Source organism: Bradyrhizobium sp. WSM1417 (assembly GCF_000515415.1).
Lineage (GTDB): Bacteria > Pseudomonadota > Alphaproteobacteria > Rhizobiales > Xanthobacteraceae > Bradyrhizobium.
Window position 1 is genome coordinate 102501 of record NZ_KI911783.1, and the last position, 18148, is coordinate 120648.

General features: G+C 61.6%; 11 protein-coding genes, 2 tRNA genes and 1 rRNA gene. 4 read left to right on the forward strand and 10 right to left on the reverse strand.

The window, feature by feature from the left end; genetic code table 11:
• Positions 1–89: 89 nt before the first annotated feature.
• The 3 genes from BRA1417_RS0100510 to BRA1417_RS0100520 all read right to left on the reverse strand — a co-directional run bounded on the left by BRA1417_RS0100510 (position 90) and on the right by BRA1417_RS0100520 (position 1952).
• A tRNA-Ala gene (locus BRA1417_RS0100510) sits at positions 90–165 on the reverse strand.
• 33 nt (positions 166–198) lie between these two features.
• Positions 199–275: transfer RNA gene (locus BRA1417_RS0100515), tRNA-Ile, on the reverse strand.
• Between the two features lie 188 nt (positions 276–463).
• Positions 464–1952, reverse strand: a 16S ribosomal RNA gene (locus BRA1417_RS0100520).
• Between the two features lie 1043 nt (positions 1953–2995).
• On the opposite strand from BRA1417_RS0100520, the gene BRA1417_RS0100525 reads away from it, so the two are divergent.
• Complete coding sequence (locus BRA1417_RS0100525) at positions 2996–5059, forward strand: M23 family metallopeptidase (protein ID WP_027514124.1); 2064 nt, start codon at positions 2996–2998, stop codon at positions 5057–5059.
• A gap of 155 nt (positions 5060–5214) precedes the next feature.
• Positions 5215–6834 (forward strand): hypothetical protein, encoded by a 1620-nt coding sequence (locus tag BRA1417_RS0100530; protein WP_027514125.1) that lies wholly within the window; start codon positions 5215–5217, stop codon positions 6832–6834.
• Between the two features lie 221 nt (positions 6835–7055).
• Here the strand turns inward: BRA1417_RS0100530 and BRA1417_RS43520 are convergent, their stop codons facing one another.
• The 6 genes from BRA1417_RS43520 to clpB all read right to left on the reverse strand — a co-directional run bounded on the left by BRA1417_RS43520 (position 7056) and on the right by clpB (position 15077).
• Positions 7056–7397 carry a hypothetical protein gene (locus tag BRA1417_RS43520; protein ID WP_156948504.1) on the reverse strand — a complete coding sequence of 114 codons (342 nt, stop codon included), beginning with the start codon at positions 7395–7397 and terminating at the stop codon, positions 7056–7058.
• A gap of 105 nt (positions 7398–7502) precedes the next feature.
• A complete protein-coding gene (locus BRA1417_RS41595; protein ID WP_051448260.1) occupies positions 7503–9344 on the reverse strand; it encodes a phage tail tip lysozyme in 1842 nt (613 codons plus the stop codon).
• A 34-nt stretch (positions 9345–9378) separates the two neighbouring features.
• The gene (locus BRA1417_RS0100540; protein ID WP_156948505.1) at positions 9379–10698 is read right to left on the reverse strand and encodes a hypothetical protein; all 1320 of its coding nucleotides are present in this window, start codon (positions 10696–10698) and stop codon (positions 9379–9381) included.
• Between the two features lie 146 nt (positions 10699–10844).
• The gene (locus tag BRA1417_RS0100545) at positions 10845–11141 is read right to left on the reverse strand and encodes a hypothetical protein (protein WP_027514127.1); all 297 of its coding nucleotides are present in this window, start codon (positions 11139–11141) and stop codon (positions 10845–10847) included.
• Between the two features lie 144 nt (positions 11142–11285).
• Positions 11286–12110: a BTAD domain-containing putative transcriptional regulator gene (locus tag BRA1417_RS45230; protein WP_371259968.1), complete on the reverse strand. Its 825-nt coding sequence runs from the start codon at positions 12108–12110 to the stop codon at positions 11286–11288.
• 327 nt (positions 12111–12437) lie between these two features.
• A complete protein-coding gene (gene clpB, locus BRA1417_RS0100555) occupies positions 12438–15077 on the reverse strand; it encodes an ATP-dependent chaperone ClpB (protein ID WP_027514129.1) in 2640 nt (879 codons plus the stop codon).
• A 257-nt stretch (positions 15078–15334) separates the two neighbouring features.
• Between clpB and BRA1417_RS0100560 the strand changes: the two genes are divergently transcribed.
• Positions 15335–16123: an MOSC domain-containing protein gene (locus BRA1417_RS0100560; RefSeq protein WP_027514130.1), complete on the forward strand. Its 789-nt coding sequence runs from the start codon at positions 15335–15337 to the stop codon at positions 16121–16123.
• A gap of 112 nt (positions 16124–16235) precedes the next feature.
• Here the strand turns inward: BRA1417_RS0100560 and BRA1417_RS0100565 are convergent, their stop codons facing one another.
• The gene (locus BRA1417_RS0100565) at positions 16236–17057 is read right to left on the reverse strand and encodes a TIGR02594 family protein (RefSeq protein ID WP_027514131.1); all 822 of its coding nucleotides are present in this window, start codon (positions 17055–17057) and stop codon (positions 16236–16238) included.
• 208 nt (positions 17058–17265) lie between these two features.
• On the opposite strand from BRA1417_RS0100565, the gene BRA1417_RS0100570 reads away from it, so the two are divergent.
• On the forward strand, positions 17266–18129 hold the full coding sequence (locus BRA1417_RS0100570; RefSeq protein WP_027514132.1) for an alpha/beta fold hydrolase: 864 nt from the start codon (positions 17266–17268) through the stop codon (positions 18127–18129).
• Positions 18130–18148: the final 19 nt, after the last annotated feature.

Below are 18148 nucleotides of genomic sequence, written 5' to 3' on the forward strand. Positions count from 1 at the left end.
AAATCACGCAGCTTACTGTCCATCCGGACTAGTAAGTGCGAAGTGATGTTTCGCGGACGACGGTATGAGTAGTCGGTGATCAAACCATCTGGTGGAGCCAGACGGGATCGAACCGACGACCTCATGCTTGCAAAGCACGCGCTCTCCCAGCTGAGCTATGGCCCCGTAACCAGAAGACGAATGCTCACTCGATGAGTGTGGTGGGCCTGGGAAGACTTGAACTTCCGACCTCACGCTTATCAAGCGCGCGCTCTAACCAACTGAGCTACAAGCCCCTAACGCATATCCAGTCAAGGACCAGGGATTCTGCAAGGTTGCAGCCCCAGCGCGTGTTCGTCCGCGAAGAAAGAGAAACGAAGACGGCGAAATCCCGCCAATGCAGCTCAACGATCCTGACGACCGTTGGCCACTGATGTTTCTAAAACGGTTCGATAGAAGCAAGCTTCTGAAGAACCATCCTTAGAAAGGAGGTGATCCAGCCGCAGGTTCCCCTACGGCTACCTTGTTACGACTTCACCCCAGTCGCTGACCCTACCGTGGCCGGCTGCCTCCCTTGCGGGTTAGCGCACCGTCTTCAGGTAAAACCAACTCCCATGGTGTGACGGGCGGTGTGTACAAGGCCCGGGAACGTATTCACCGTGGCGTGCTGATCCACGATTACTAGCGATTCCAACTTCATGGGCTCGAGTTGCAGAGCCCAATCCGAACTGAGACGGCTTTTTGAGATTTGCGAAGGGTTGCCCCTTAGCGTCCCATTGTCACCGCCATTGTAGCACGTGTGTAGCCCAGCCCGTAAGGGCCATGAGGACTTGACGTCATCCCCACCTTCCTCGCGGCTTATCACCGGCAGTCTCCTTAGAGTGCTCAACTAAATGGTAGCAACTAAGGACGGGGGTTGCGCTCGTTGCGGGACTTAACCCAACATCTCACGACACGAGCTGACGACAGCCATGCAGCACCTGTGTTCCAGGCTCCGAAGAGAAGGTCACATCTCTGCGACCGGTCCTGGACATGTCAAGGGCTGGTAAGGTTCTGCGCGTTGCGTCGAATTAAACCACATGCTCCACCGCTTGTGCGGGCCCCCGTCAATTCCTTTGAGTTTTAATCTTGCGACCGTACTCCCCAGGCGGAATGCTTAAAGCGTTAGCTGCGCCACTAGTGAGTAAACCCACTAACGGCTGGCATTCATCGTTTACGGCGTGGACTACCAGGGTATCTAATCCTGTTTGCTCCCCACGCTTTCGTGCCTCAGCGTCAGTATCGGGCCAGTGAGCCGCCTTCGCCACTGGTGTTCTTGCGAATATCTACGAATTTCACCTCTACACTCGCAGTTCCACTCACCTCTCCCGAACTCAAGATCCTCAGTATCAAAGGCAGTTCTGGAGTTGAGCTCCAGGATTTCACCCCTGACTTAAAGACCCGCCTACGCACCCTTTACGCCCAGTGATTCCGAGCAACGCTAGCCCCCTTCGTATTACCGCGGCTGCTGGCACGAAGTTAGCCGGGGCTTATTCTTGCGGTACCGTCATTATCTTCCCGCACAAAAGAGCTTTACAACCCTAGGGCCTTCATCACTCACGCGGCATGGCTGGATCAGGCTTGCGCCCATTGTCCAATATTCCCCACTGCTGCCTCCCGTAGGAGTTTGGGCCGTGTCTCAGTCCCAATGTGGCTGATCATCCTCTCAGACCAGCTACTGATCGTCGCCTTGGTGAGCCATTACCTCACCAACTAGCTAATCAGACGCGGGCCAATCTTTCGGCGATAAATCTTTCCCCGTAAGGGCTTATCCGGTATTAGCACAAGTTTCCCTGTGTTGTTCCGAACCAAAAGGTATGTTCCCACGCGTTACTCACCCGTCTGCCGCTGACGTATTGCTACGCCCGCTCGACTTGCATGTGTTAAGCCTGCCGCCAGCGTTCGCTCTGAGCCAGGATCAAACTCTCAAGTTGGACTTGAACTTTGAACCGGCTGATCACAACGTTTTGACGAGGTCCCACCATTTTTCATCGACCGAAGTCGATGAGCTGCCCGCGATTCACATCGCTGGCAACGATGGTGTAACCTTAAAACGTGTACCGCCGAAGTCTTTCGTCCCCTCTCAGAACTCAAAAGCCGAAGCTCTTCAGTATCCGAGAGGCGCAAGGACTCCGCCGTCCACGTTTCTCTTTCTTCATCTTCACTTGTCAAACAGCCCGGGACCAGGAGGCCCCAACCTTCCAGAGAGGAAGGGTTCCGACACCCTTACCGACGATGGATGAACTCCAATCGACTTACGTCGACTGTTGTGTCACTCAACAAGGTGAGGAGCATCAGTGGCGCGTTCGCTCGCCTTGGTCAGTGACCCGGCGGCGCCGCGCTCAGTGGTCGGGTTATAGGCCCCACCCATCGGGGTTGTCAACGACCATTGTCAGAAAATCGTCGCACGGTGGATTGTTCGAAAAATCCACGCAATTACAGCAGGTTAGAAAGTCGCCGAGCGGCTGGATCGGGCCGGCGCGGAGAAAAAACCCAAAAAAAGTTTGGGCCCCAGGGGGCTCCGGAGGCGGCGCGGAGGCGCCTTGAACGCGGCTTGGACGTGACTTGGAGCGCCCGCCCCTGGAAGGCCCCTGGCGCCCAGCCGTTTCCGGAAACTTTTCCATATTAGGCGCCGTACTTGAGCCACAATCCCCCGGCGTTCTGGTACAGACAAAGCTAGAATCGCAGGGATGCCAGTGGGGGCTGCCGGCGGTTTGTGTGGGGTCAGAGGAAGGCGATCATCCGATGAAGCGGCCTTCTTCAGACATTCGAGACACATCGAGAGATCTTTTTCCGCTTAGCTGTTCGTAATTTCGGCCGGTCCGTCATATGGGCCTTCTGACCGCGGACGCCTATGCGGCTTGCCTTTTCCAGAGACGCCCCGAAGGGGGCGGCGTAAGGAGGGGCTCAAAACAGGGTTGCTCGGAACGGGACTGCTCGACATCGGGCTCTCGGGTCGTTGATTGGGGGACTTGGGTTGAACCACAGGACGTCACGCGGCGCTTACGGGCGTGAGACCGGGATCATCGATCTCGGCCACGAGCCGCCGCTGTCCGTCGATGGTTCCGAAGCCGCCGTCATCGATCGCCGCCGTGTCTCGGTGCAATGGTTCAGCGGGACGATTCTAACCGGACTTTGCGGCGCAGCCCTGATCGGCGGCGCCGTTTTCGCTTCGCTCGACGGTGAGATGACTTTCGCCAAGGTGCCGGAGCGCGTCGAAGGCGCGCTGCGCGGCGCATTCGGCGCAGCCGACCGCGCCGCCACGCTGCACAAGAGCGACCGCCTGCCGCCGCCGAACGAATCCACGGCCTCGCGTAACATCGTGCGCGTATCGACCGTCGCCCGCGTCGGCAACCGCGACGTGATGCGGGTGCGTCCCTTCATCCGGATTGCCGGCAATCTGTCGATGACGACGAGCGACCTGTCGGCGAAGATCCCGCCATTCAACGCCCAGCGCCTTCTCACCGATGTCGGGTCCGATCCGAAGGCGGCATCCGAGGATCCCAACAATCCGGAAGCCGTCGAACCCGACGCCGAGGTCTCCTTCGTCACCAAGGACCTCTCCCAGGTGCTGCCGAAAGCCAAGATTTCCGCAGTGGTGGCGCTCGACGACATCCTGATGCGGGTCCGCGATGCCGCCAACTGGCGCGGCAATGGCGGGGTGCGCTACGCCGCGCTCTCCAATGCTGCGGCCGACGTCTCCGGCGCGACCGGCCCGTCCGACATCAGAAGCGCCTACGCCACCGAAGTGTCGCCGTCCGACCCCTATGCCGGCTTCGAGACGCGCGTGGTGCCGGAAAACGTCACGCTGCTGCCGAAGACCAAGGAACAGATCACCGGCGGCAATCCCAACGGCGAACGCGTTCACGTGGTCAAGAAGGGCGACAGCGTCGCCGGCGTGCTGCGCGATCTCGGCGCCACGGCCGAGGAGATCAAGGCGATCACCGCGACGCTCGGGCCGCGCGGCCGCGACGGCGGCCTGAAGGAAGGCGAGAAGCTGCGCATCCTGATGGCGCCCGCAAGCCCCGGCGCCCGTCTGCAGCCCTACCGCGTCGTCATCGCCAACGAGACCATGGTCGAGGCAATCGCGGCGCTGTCCGATCTCGGCAAATACGTCGCGGTCGACGTCTCCAGCATGAATACCGTCGCCGACGCGGCGGCGAACGCCAACAGCGACGACGATGACGACGATGACGGCACCGGCGTGCGGCTCTACCAGAGCATTTACGAGACCGCGATGCGCAACAAAGTGCCGATGCCCGTCATCGACGACATGATCAAGATCTACTCCTATGACGTCGATTTCCAGCGCAAGGTCGCGCCGGGCGATTCATTCGACGTGTTCTATGCCGGTGAGGACGAAGGCGTGACGGCGAGCGAAAAGAACGACGTGCTGTTCGCTTCGCTCACGCTCGGCGGCGAGACCAAGAAATACTACCGCTACCAGAGCCCCGACGACGGCGTCGTCGACTACTATGACGAGACCGGCAAGAGCGCGAAGAAGTTCCTGGTGCGCAAGCCCGTCAACAACGCCATCATGCGCTCCGGCTTCGGCGGCCGCCGTCACCCCATCCTCGGCTTTGTGAAGATGCATACCGGGGTCGACTGGGCCACCTCCTACGGCACGCCGATCTTCGCCTCCGGCAACGGCGTGATCGAGAAGGCCGGCCCCGAGGGCGGCTACGGCAAATACATCCGCATCAAGCACAACAACGGCTACGAGACCGCCTATGGCCATATGTCGGCCTTCGCCAAGGGCATGGAGCCCGGCAAGAAGGTGCGGCAGGGCCAGGTGATCGGCTTCGTCGGTTCGACCGGCGCGTCGACCGGCCCGCACGTCCACTACGAAATCCTGGTCAACGGCCGCTTCGTCGATCCGCTCCGTGTGAAACTGCCGCGCGGCCGCTCGCTGGAAGGCCCGATGCTGGCCGGCTTCGAGAAGGAGCGCGACCGGCTCGACGGCATGATGAGCGGCCGCGCCGGCGCCATCGCCCGGATGTCGGACGCAACCGGCGGTCCGTTGCAGGTCACCAACAGGTAAAAGCCGGCGACCGGCCGAGATCGGCCGATCATCTTCAAACACGATCCGGGTTTGACGTCGTCGCACGAGGCCGCTTGGCCGCATCACAACGTCAAGTTTCGTTTGCCAAAGCGGCATGAGGAGCGAATACTTTCCAAAAAACGGGAGGTCTCGCCATGAAGAACAGGCTCGCCTGCGCAGCCTTCGTTGCTGCGGTCGTCTCCGCCACCAGCGTTTCGGCCGAAAACTGGGAGGTCACCAAGCTTGTCCCGGGCTCGGCGTTCCACGGCGTGCACGGCCTTGCGATCGACAAGGCCGACCATCTGTTTGCCGGCAGCGTCGCGGGCGCGGCGCTCTACGAGGTCGACATCGCCGGCGGAACCGCCAAGGTTGCAATCCCCGCTCCGGTCGGAATGGCCGACGACATCGCATTCGCCCCCGACGGCACCATGGCCTGGACCGGATTCCTGGCCGGCGATCTCTATTCGCGCAAGGGCGACGGCCCGATCAAGAAGCTCGCCAGCGGCCTTCCCGGCATCAACTCGCTCGCTTACCGCAAGGACGGCAGACTCTACGCCACCACCGTCTTCCTCGGCGACGCGCTCTATGAGATCGATGTCGAGGGCGTCAAACCGCCGCGCCAGATCATGGAGAAGATGGGCGGCCTCAACGGCTTCGAGTTCGGCCCTGACGACAAGCTCTACGGTCCGCTCTGGTTCAAGGGACAGGTCGCAAAGGTCGACATCGACAAGGCCGAGCTGACCGTCGTCGCGGACGGCTTCAAGGTCCCGGCCGCGGTGAACTTCGATTCCAGGGGCAATCTCTGGGTGGTCGACACCGCGCTCGGGCAACTCGTTAGCGTTGATCCCAAATCGGGCGCCAAGACCATGGTCGCGCAATTGAAGCCGTCGCTGGACAATCTCGCGATCGACGACAAGGACCGCATCTACGTCTCCAACATGGCCGACAACGGCATCCAGGAGGTCGATCCGGCGACCGGCCAGGCGCGGCAGGTCATCATCGGCAAGCTCGCTTTGCCCGGCGGCATCGGCGTCACATCAGAGAACGGCAAGGATACGATCCACGTCGCCGACGTGTTCGCCTATCGCACGGTGGACGGCGCGACCGGCGAGGTCACCGAGAAGGCCCGCATGCACGCCGCCGGCGTCACGCTCGAATATCCGATGAGCGCGACGGCGAAGGGCAACGACGTGGTCCTGTCGAGCTGGTTCACCGGCACGGTGCAGGTGATCGATGGCAAGACCGGCGCCACCCGCGACATGCTGCACGGCTTCAAGGCGCCGCACGACGCGCTCGTGCTCGCGGACGGCAGCATTCTGGTCGCCGAGCTCGGCACCAAATCGCTGGTCCGCATCAGCGGCGAGCACGGCAAGGACCGCACGGCGATGATCGGCGGCCTCGAGGGCCCGGTCGGGCTGGTCGCCGGACCGCGTGGCGAGGTCTATCTGACCGAAGCCTTTGCCGGCGTCGTCTCGATGATCGAGAGCAACGGTGAAAAGACGGTCATCGCCAAGGACCTGAAAATGCCCGAAGGCATCGCACGCGCCAGCGACGGCAAGCTGATCGTGGCGGAGGTGGGCGCCAAACGGTTGATCGAGATCGCGCCGGAGAATGGCACGATCACCGAGATCGCGGCCAATCTCCCGATCGGCCTCGTGGGTGCGCCCGGAGGGCTGCCCAGCAATATCCCGACGGGTGTGGGGGTTGGCGCGAGCGGCGTGATCTATTTCAGTTCAGACATCGAGAACGCGATCTACAAGGTGGTGAGGAAGTAGCGGCGGCCAGCGGAATCTGGCTGCGAGGGAGCCGGTCCGCCGGCTCCCGATCAGAGGCTAACGGGACCGACCACCACGAGGATCGCTCCATGACGCGCCTCTCACGCGACGATGGCGACGGGTGCGCGAGCTGGTGGATATTCCTTCGGAGCTTGAGGCGGCGGAGGACGAAGATGAGGCTACGAGCGTTCCTCCCGTCGAGTAGGTCGACCATCGCCAATTCAGTGCCAAGCACAGACTTTCGCACGGCGATTGGACCAGCAGGCCCCTTTTCGTCTCAATGGGCCCAGGTCCGAATGCGCATGACTTTCAGCAGCGACCCCATTCCAATAACCATGCGCCGTCAAGGGCGTGCCCTCAAGGCTCACATACGCAAAATATTTCGAGCTTGATTGATCGGCCACGCCGACGGTGAAGCTGCCGCCAGGATGAATCTCGATATTGCATCGCCCCTTGAGGAAGGTCCGACCGTCCATCACGATCAGGCATCTTCCTTCAACCGCCTGGCTCGACACAGTTGATTCGGCAAGGGCTACACCCAGGCAAACGATTGTAAGTGCCATTGTGCTCCAGCGCCGAGCCGGCATTGCGACTATCCTTCGAGCCGTTAGTGGACCTCTCCGCTAGAAGCGAGCGCTGTGAACATGCCACAAGATCTCGAAAGATTGCTACGCTGTGACCGCAAAATGAATGTGATTACCGTGGTCACTTATTGTCCCCGGCGAGAACGGATGCGGGTGCCCTTCATTGAAATTGAACTTGTTCGGATCATTGTGCGGGTTGATAATGCGGGCGTCGAAGATCAGCTCGTCAATTCGGAGCTCGGTGACCATCTGTTGTGTCGCAATCTGCGGCAACAGCGCGCCGGCAATTTCCTGGTTCCCGATATCGACAGCTCGACCGATGTTGTGAAAACTTCCTCCCCCTGATCGCACCAGAGAACTGATTTGGATGTGCGGAGTCAAATCGCACAATCGCAGGACCAACGCCTGCAGCTTTGGGGTCACTTTCGTTCCAGTATTGAGCCCGAGTAGTTGCTCCCTCAGAATCGGCGAGTCGAAAGTAATCCGTCCATCGCTGATCAACTGTTGCAGGCTATTGGCCTGCGTTCCGGGAGTTCCTGCCCCCCTGAACGCGCCCAGCGCGCGGCGCGCCCACATGATCCGATCATCCATCGCGACGACGCCGGCGACTTCGAACTCCAGCTCGAAGATCTCGGTCGCCTTTTCCAGAGTCGCCGTTGATTTCAGGTGAGGCACGACGCTCTTCTTAGACGTCTCCAGCTCAAGCTTCAGAAATCCGTAGTTGGCTTTGTCGCTCTCTCGAACGAGGTTGTTGTCGCTGCAGAACTTCTCAAAGAGCACGCGGCGATCACCCGTCCATTGACACCAACCAAATCCGCCCGGAGGCACTCTCGGGTGACGTTCCTGGAATAGCGTGAAACCTCCGGTTTCGCGGCCCATATTCCCGAGAATTCCGGCGGCCTGAAAATCGGTGAACTCGAAATCCCTGATCAGGTCGCGCATGATGCCCGGGGCCTTTTCGGTGAATGTCGTACCGCCACCACTGGATTCGGGCACGCTGACGAGCGGAACGGCCTCGGGAATGAATTCCTTGATGTCGTCGAACGCCTGATTCAGCGTCTTGTCGAGAAGACTTTCTATCTCGGTGACGACATCATTCAGAGATTTCTGCCCTTTGGTTTTATCGGCCTCGGGGCTCGCGCCATCCGACTTCGGGGCTTCCTTGCCGAAAAACTTGTCGCCACGGGCCTGGTGCAAAGCCGTGACCTCGGCGTCGGACAGGGTATCGCGCAGGAATTTGGTGAACGGCAGATTGTGATTGGCGCTGGTCGCATGCGCGTCCCGGATCGCGAGCGCGGCGGCGGGACTGTCGGTCAGGTAGGCGAAAAGAATGTCGAGGAGCTGCGGCACAAAGGGATCGGTCGAACCGGGCGGCGTACGCAATTGGCTCAACGCCTTTCGGTCCGAATGCATCCGGAATGCCGCCGCTGGGATTTGAAAGATCGGGTGATCGCGATCCGAATCTTCGGCATCTACCGCGAGTGCGCCCCCGTTCTGCGTAAAGCTCTTCCATTCCTTGGTTGAGACCTGCATCGGGCCAACGCCGTCGGACCCAGGAACTAGCAGGCCGGCGTTAGTAACGTCAGTCTCAATAATCGCGCGCGCCAGGAGAAAATCCGCAAGGACGAAAAACGGTCTGATCGTCACGGAATCATTGAACGTCACTTCCGCAAAAACGCATTTTTGCACCACGCCTGCACGCTCGACCGGCGGTCTATCGCCATCAACGCTCTCCACGCATGATGCCTTGAGCACAAACCCCTTATCCGCTTGCAGCGGACCAACATCGACCGTGAGCCACTTCCCGTCTTCGCTAACCGGACACTCGCCAAGGTCCTGGCGTGGCTCGAGTGATCTCTTCGCCTTCGACGTCTCCGATTGCTTTGCCCGCAAGATGGCAAAATCGTCACCAACTCTGAATTTCATCAGCAGCTCCCAACTCGCCCAAGTGACGACAAGCTCATAACCCCTGCAACACGTCGGCAATATCCCTGGTCCATTGCCTGGCCATCGAAAACGGACGATCCTTCAATTTGCCGGCATTGGCCTGCTTTCCGGCGAGCGACTGCCGCACCAGCGCGATCCTGTCGCGCGCGTCGTTGAGTGACGTCGTCAGCGGAAGGTCGTTAAGCCCCGGCAATTTCTCCGTGTTCAAGAGTTTGATGATGGCGCTGACGTCGGTGAGCGTGCCGTTCTTCGTCAGCCGCCGCTCGAAATAATTCTGCGCCGCGCTCTTGTTGCAAGGCGCTTCACCGATCAGGAGATCCCGTTCCTTTGTATCGATCTTTCCGTCTGCGGTTATCTTCTTCGCGTCCGCCACCCGTTCGGTACTGGTTTCCTCGAATATCGCGATATGAGACGACGTGGTCGATTGGACCCCGGGCGGCTGGCCAACCTCTTCCTTGGGCACGCACATCACGTTCTGAAGCAGCGTGATGGTGCTGATCGGAAATTGTGCGGGGACGTAGTCCTTGAACCACACCGCGAATTCTGGATGCGGGACTTTCAGGCCACCACGATCTGGAGGGGTTGTCGGCGCAGGATCGCGAGCCCTAAACGGCGTCAGCGTGGGGAGCACGGGACCGGCACCTGGAGCTGTCCCGGTTTGCTTGAACACGGTCACCGTTGAATTAATGTTTGCCGAGATCGTCATCGGCATGCAGATCGACAGATAGGTTCGCAGCGTGTGGACGGCGAACGGCTTGTTGTCGATCGACGACGAGACCTTGAGCAGATCCTCCCGAAAGACCTGGCGGTTTCCGACAACAACAGTCTGCACCGTGGTGTGGTCGACCTGTAGCAGCAACGAATTGAAATTGCCGACCGTGTTGGTGGCCAATCCGAAGGCTGCCGAAACCGCAGCCAACCCGACCGCACTGACACCCGTCACGTTGGGGTTCGTGAGCGCGTCAACCGCGAAGCGCACCGCACTGATTTCGGTCAGTATCGCGGCATTCTCCCGCCTTTTTTGATCGAGCCACGCCAAATAGGAATCGCAACGCGCATCGATGTCGTTCAGGCCTGCCTGAACAATCAAGGGCCAAACGTTGGACGGCACGACGTGATCAGCGCAGCTAGGCACGTTAGGGCCGATTCGGGATTCGGATTGCCGACAGAGATAGTCCAGATAGACATTCAGAAACTCGGTGGCCGCCGCGGTATCCGCCGTGTAGAGCTCCGTACCGATGCCCTGGCGGAAATACTCCCTTTCGTTCGGGTTACACGCCGCCACGGTCAGTGCGATCCCCAAGCACGCAACGATCGCCCAAACGCTACGCATCGATGCAATCCCGCGATTTAAATGGAGTATTTGACGACCCTCGATCAAATTGCTCAAAAGCATTCACATGTCCCCAACCATCGAAGAATCGTCTGAACGGCGGCTGGTGATTCATTGCGTCGTCGATATTGCGCACGACTCGTTCCTCAATGTTCAGACGTCGGCGGTTCAACGGTCCAAGTCGCCTGCTCTTCATGCGCGCCCTCTGCGACATTCAGATTGGCGGTGACGATCGCGAACGCGCGTTGCACGTCATCCACCACGTCGCGCCGTCGCGTATTGATGTTGCGGACGAGAACCCGCCAACGGCCGTCTCCGCCGGCACCGGCGGTTTCCCGCCAGAATCGCAGAATGAAAACCTGATCCGAGAGCGGCTGTTGTGAGCTCATGGGCCAAGCGTGGCATGCCGCGAACTCGTGGAGATCGCGCGATCGTTCCGGCATGCTGGCCCTCCGGTCACGGCGGCTTGCGGTAGCAATTCCGCAGCGATCACGGCAGAATCACGGTGCGGCCGGGCAAGGCAATGCCTTGCCCGGCCGCACCGTGGCCAGGTTCGCGATATCAGACGGATTCGGGGACTGCGGCGGCTAGTTTGTAGCTCGCCGCCTCTCGTCTCGGCTCATCAGCCGCACACGCAAATGCTGGGCATCATCGGCGTTATGGAGATTCTTGATCTCGTCAATGATAACACGCGTCGCTGGAAGCGGAGAAATTCCCAGCTCCTGCTGGATCATGCCGATCCATTGATCGTAGTACCTGATGGCATCGATTCGCCTCTCATCGAGCGCGAGCAAAGTCAGGAGATGCCGAACCAGCTCCTCGCGATACGGATCGAAGCGCAGCGCGTGACGGGCGAGCAGAATCGCATCATGATACTGGCCACAGAGCCCCAGATGACGAACGAGGATCATTGCCGACTGCACAAATAGGGAATGCAACCGCTCGCGTTCGTCCAAGATCCAGTCGGCATCCTCGCCGTCCAGGAATGGCCCCTCGTAGCGGTATAGGACGGTGAGAATCTGCTTCATCCTGGAGGGATCCACGTGCGCCTCAACGCCGCTGAGAGCCGACTGTGCCGCTTCGAGTAGAGCCCAGGTGTCGACGTCCAGCCAAGACGTTCTCTCGAGAACGGTCTCCGAGCCAACTGTCCTGAGGCCATAACCCTCTCTGTACTCCGGAGCGGATGCGAGCAGCCTTCGCAAGCGCCAGATCGCAGAGTTCACGGCTCGGCGTCCCCTGTCGGTATCGTACTCCGGCCAAAACAAATCGATAAGTCGCTCGCGACGGTGCGGGCGGTCCGGAAAGGTGAGGAGAAAGCCGGCCAATCTCCGTCCTGCCGGACCGAGATCCAACCAAATCTGCTCGTTACCGCGCGTAACCCGGCTTGCCCCCAGCAAACTAACGGTCAACACCGCCGCCCCTCCACGCAAAACACAACAAAAAACAGCCTGTGGCGTTCAGCCATCGCAGCTCGAAATTGCGAGCTCAGTCTAAAATTTTCAGTTGCCAAGAACTCGCGCGAATTCCCTGAGTTCGTGGCCGCAGGACACGCTTGACATTGGAATTATGACAAGGAAGCCTTTGGTTGTTCAACACCAATTTACATCCCAAGCGAATAACCGCAATGCGTGTGTCTTTCGAACGACACAACACTACACGGATACCCCGCTTCTCCGGAAAGGCGAAAGGCCTCTCCGCGCAGGCGGAGAGAGCTTTCCAATCCGAGTGCCCGATCGCGCTCAGTTCAGCTTCCGCTTTGACGCCGGCGCCTCGAACTGGGCGATCTCCGCGGTCTGCGGCGCCTTGCCGTTGAAGGTCAGCACGTTGCCCTCGGAGGAGATCGCAACGTTGTCGCCGTCCTTGACGTCGCCGGCCAGGATCATCTCGGCGAGCGGATCCTGGACGTGACGCTGGATCACGCGCTTGAGCGGCCGTGCGCCGTAGGCGGGATCCCAGCCCTTGGCGGCGAGCCAGTCGCGGCCCGCAGCGTCGAGCGTCAGCACGATCTTGCGATCGGTGAGGAGCTTCTGCAGCCGCGCGAACTGGATCTCGACGATCCGGCCCATCTCGCTCCTCTGCAAGCGGTGGAACAGGATGATCTCGTCGACGCGGTTCAAGAACTCTGGCCTGAAGTGCGCCCGCACCATTCCCATCACCTGCTCGCGCACGGCAGAAGTGTCCTCGCCCTCCGGCTGGTTCACCAGAAACTCCGAACCGAGGTTCGAGGTCATGATGATCAGCGTGTTGCGGAAGTCGACGGTGCGGCCCTGGCCGTCGGTGAGGCGGCCGTCGTCGAGCACCTGCAACAGGACGTTGAAGACGTCAGGATGCGCCTTCTCGATCTCGTCGAACAGCACGACCTGGTAGGGCCGGCGCCGCACCGCTTCGGTCAGCGCACCGCCCTCGTCATAGCCGACATAGCCCGGAGGCGCGCCGATCAGCCGCGAGACCGAGTGCTTCTCCATGTACTCGGACATGTCGAGGCGGACCATCGCGGTCTCGTCGTTGAACAGATACTCGGCGAGCGCTTTCGTCAGCTCGGTCTTGCCGACGCCGGTCGGCCCCAGGAACATGAACGAGCCGGTCGGCCGGTTCGGATCCTGCAGCCCCGCGCGCGAACGGCGCACGGCGGTCGCGACCGCACGCACGGCCTCGGCCTGACCGACGACGCGCTTGCCGAGCGAGTCCTCCATCCGCAGGAGCTTGTCCTTCTCGCCTTCCAGCATCTTGTCGACGGGCACGCCGGTCCAGCGGGAGACCACCTGCGCGATGTGGTTGGCGGTGACCGCCTCCTCCATCATCTCGCCGGAGTTCTCCTTGGCCTCGATGTCTGCAAGCTGCTTTTCGAGCTCGGGGATCCGGCCATAGGCCAGCTCGCCGGCCTTCTGGAATTCACCGCGGCGCTGCGCGTTGGCAAGCTCGACCCGCAAGCCGTCGAGCTCGGCCTTCAGCTTCTGGGCGTCGGAGAGCTTGTTCTTCTCCGCGCTCCAGCGTGCGGTGAGCGCCGCGGACTTCTCCTCGAGATCAGCCAGCTCCTTCTCAAGCGTCTGCAGGCGGCTCTTCGAACCGGCATCGCTCTCCTTCTTCAATGCTTCCTGTTCGATTTTCAGCCGGATGATTTCCCGATCCATCGAATCCAGCTCTTCCGGCTTGGAGTCGACCTGCATCTTGAGCCGCGCGGCCGCCTCGTCCATGAGGTCGATAGCCTTGTCCGGCAGGAAGCGGTCGGTGATGTAGCGGTTGGACAGCGTCGTGGCGGCGACCAGCGCGGAATCGGTGATCCGCACGCCATGGTGCTGCTCGTACTTGTCCTTCAGCCCGCGCAGGATCGAGATCGTGTCCTCGACCGAGGGCTCGCTGACGAAGATTGGCTGGAAACGCCGCGCTAGCGCCGCGTCCTTTTCGACGTGCTTCTGGTACTCGTCGAGCGTGGTGGCGCCGATGCAGTGCAGCTCGCCGCGGGCGAGCGCAGGCTTGAGCAGGTTGGACGCGTCCATCGCGCCATCGCCCTTGCCGGCGCCGATCAGCGTGTGCATCTCGTCGATGAACAGGACGAAATTGCCCTCGCTCCCGGTCACCTCCTGGAGCACGGCCTTCAGCCGTTCCTCGAACTCGCCGCGATATTTTGCACCTGCAATCAGCGAGCCGAGGTCGAGCGACAGCAACTTCTTGTCCTTCAGGCTCTCCGGCACGTCGCCGTTGACGATGCGCAGCGCCAGGCCCTCGGCGATGGCGGTCTTGCCGACGCCGGGTTCGCCGATCAGGACGGGGTTGTTCTTGGTCCGGCGCGACAGCACCTGGATCGTGCGGCGGATCTCCTCGTCGCGGCCGATGACCGGATCGAGCTTGCCGTCGCGCGCCGCCTGGGTCAGGTCGCGGGCATATTTCTTTAGCGCGTCATACGCGTTCTCGGCCGTCGCGGAGTCCGCGGTTCGGCCCTTGCGCAGCGCTTCGATCGCCGCGTTGAGGTTTTGCGGGGTGACGCCGCCCTTGGCCAGGATCGCGCCGGCTTCGCTGGTCTTCTCCAGCGCAAGGCCGAGCAGCAGCCGCTCGACCGTGACAAAGCTGTCGCCGGCCTTCTCGCCGGCCTTTTCGGCGACGTCGAAAGTGCGGGCGAGCTCGGGCGCCAGGTAGATCTGGCCGGCGCCGCCGCCAGAGACCTTCGGCACCTTGTTCAGGGCGTCCTCGGTCGCCTTCAGGATTGCGCGGGAATTGCCGCCGGCGCGGTCGATCAGGCCGGCAGCGAGGCCTTCATTGTCGTCCAGCAGCACCTTCAGGACGTGCAGGGTCGAAAACTGCTGGTGCCCTTCGCGCACCGCAAGCGACTGCGCGGATTGGACGAAGCCCCTGGAGCGTTCGGTATATTTTTCGATGTTCATATCGTGGTCTTTCCCTCGGCCTGCCCCTGGAGCCCTCTAAGGCACTCCAAACGGCATCTTCATTGGGTTTCCGATGACCGCATTGACGTTTCTCAAGCGGCAACAGTCGTTATCAGCCGACGCTGGCGCCGGCCTGCCCCAGATGTGGGAAGCGAGGCCTCGGACCGGAAGAGGCGAGTTCACAATTTCGTGCGCGGGTCCGCCCGCTTGGCGCCGGTGGGCCGAATCCCCTAAGTAGCGGCATGACCCCTAGCGCAATGACAGCCAGCCAAACCGCCGAGATCACCGGGCTCTACCGTTATCCGATCAAGGGCCTGACGCCGGAGCCCCTGCCCCGCGTCTCCCTGCGGACCGGCCAGACCCTACCGGCCGACCGCCGCTACGCCATCGAGAACGGTCCCAGCGGCTTCGATCCGGAACAGCCGCAGTGGAAGCCGAAGATCCAGTTCCTGATGCTGGCGCGCAATGAGCGGCTGGCTTCGCTCGACAGCCGCTTCGAGGACGCGACCAACCGGCTGACCATCCGCAAGGACGGCCAGATCGTCGCCAGCGGCGATCTCGAGACCGCCGCCGGGCGCGCCGCCATCGAGGACTACTTCAGGGACAACTTTCAGCCGGAGCTGAAGGGCCCGCCCAAGATCCTGTCCGGCCGCGACCACAGCTTTTCCGACGTCGCCCGCAAGGTCGTGTCCATCATCAATCTCGACAGCGTCCGCGCGCTCGAGACCATGCTCGGCGGCGCCGCCGTCCACCCGCTGCGCTTCCGCGCCAATCTCTACGTGAAGGGCTGGCCGGCCTGGTCCGAGCTCGACCTCGTCGGTCAGACGCTCGCGATCGGACAGGCCCGGCTGCAAGTGGTCAAGCGCATCAAGCGCTGCCCGGCCACCAACGTCGACCCAGATACCGCCAGGCGCGATCTCGAAATCCCGGCCACGCTCTCGAGCAATCTCGGCCACATGGACTGCGGCATCTATGCCGAGGTGATCGCCGATGGCGACATCGGCGTGGGCGACGCGGTTGCATTGGAAGAACCGAGGCTGGTGTGACGCGGCGCGCTGGCCCGGCCCCGTCATTGCGAGCGCGGCGAAGCAATCCAGGAATGCGCCCGCGGAGACGGTCTGGATTGCTTCGTCGCTTCGCTCCTCGCAATGACGGCCGTCAGTTCGGCATCACATACGCATAGATCCGGCCGCGCGAGATCGGCGCTTCGCGGACGCGGTTGCCGTTGTTGCCGGAGATCATGATCGGATTACCCTGCGCGTCGATGCCGGTGATGATGCCGACATGGCCACCCCGACCACCGCGCGACATCACTGCGATGGCGCCGACCTGCGGACCGGAGACGCGCGCGCCGTAATGCGCGAACGAATTCGCCATGTCGGAGCCGGTGCCACGGTGACCGGTCTTCTCAAGCACCATGTTCATGAACCGTGCGCACCACAGGCTGCCGCGGCCGGTCGGATTACCGCCGACATAGCGGCGTGCCTCGGACACGAGGCCCGATCCGCCGCCGAAGCCGCCGCTGCTCGTGGCGCTATTGGCCCCACGACCGACATTCGCGTCAGTGGCCATTCCAGCGCCACGCCTCGCGGCGATTCGACGGCTGGCGCGCGTGGTCATCCCGCCGCTATCGCTGGTAACCATTCCGGCGTTGCCGCTCATAGCCATTACACCGGTGCCGCTCATAGCCATTCCACCGCTCATGGCGATGCCGCCGCTATTGGCGTTCGGGTCATAGCTGGCGAAGGTGTTGCCGAAACCGTTCGCCTGCAATTGCGCCGCGCCGCGCTCGAAACGCGAGCTGCGTGCATGATACCGGGAATGATGATGTCTGCTGGCGAGATGCGCGTAAGCGTGGCGCTCTGCGCTATGACGATGAGGTCGTGCTGACGCCGGAGAGGTGAGCGCGGCGACCGCCGCGAAGAAAACAGCCAGCGCGACGACACAGCGCGACAGGCGAGACGCAAACAACTCGAACATTCTTCATCCTTCGTTGACACCCCACTTCCCAATCGGCCCGTGCGGTGGCCGACATCCGCGGGCTGTATCAGTATCCTGATGTGGCGAGAACAAGACGCGGTCGCGGAGATTTTGGACGATGATTAAGATGATTAATAAGTGTTAGGATCGTATGCGCTGACCGCAGGACGGCATTCCAAAGCCGCAGCCACCTCTGGGAGAAAACCGGATGCCTCACGCCCTCACGAAGGACAATTGTCGCCTCTATTTCGAAGACGCAGGCACTGGCACGCCGATACTTTTTCTGCACGAGTTCGCGGCCGACTACACCAATTGGGAGCCGCAGATGCGTTACTTTTCGCGCGGCCATCGCTGCATCACCTATTCCGCGCGCGGCTACACGCCATCTGACGTGCCTGATGGCGAGGTCTACGGCTACACGCATTTCTATACCGATGCGCTCGCGGTGCTCGATCATCTGAAGATCGATCGCGCGCACTTCGTCGGTCTCTCGATGGGGGCCTATTCGTCGCTCCAGATCGGGCTCAACGCGCCCCAACGTGCGCTGTCGATGACGCTCGCCGGCGTCGGCTCAGGCTCGGAGATCGAGAACCTCGACGCCTGGCGCAAGCAGTGCCGCGCCAACGCGGAGCAATTCGAGATGCTCGGCTCAGCCGAAGTCGCAAAAGTCACGCGCGAGACGCCGAGCCGGATTCCCTTTCTGGTGAAGGACCCGCGCGGCCACGCCGATTTCTATGCCGCCCTGGCGCGGCACGACGCCAAGGGATCGGCGCGGACGATGCGCGGCTTCCAGGCCGGCCGCCCCTCGATCTTTACGATGACGGACGCGATCAGGGCGGCCACGACGCCGGCACTCATCATCTGCGGCGACGAGGACGATCCGTGCGTGGGCGCAAGCCTGTTCCTGAAGAAGCATCTGCCTGCGGCAGGGCTCGCCATGTTTCCGAAGTCCGGCCACGTGCTCAATCTCGAAGAGCCCGCGCTGTTCAACGAAACCGTGGAACGGTTCGTCACGCTGGTGGAAGCGGGAAGATGGCCGGTGCGCGACCCGAGGTCACTGGCGGCGCATTAGCGCTGCGCTCGCAATGACG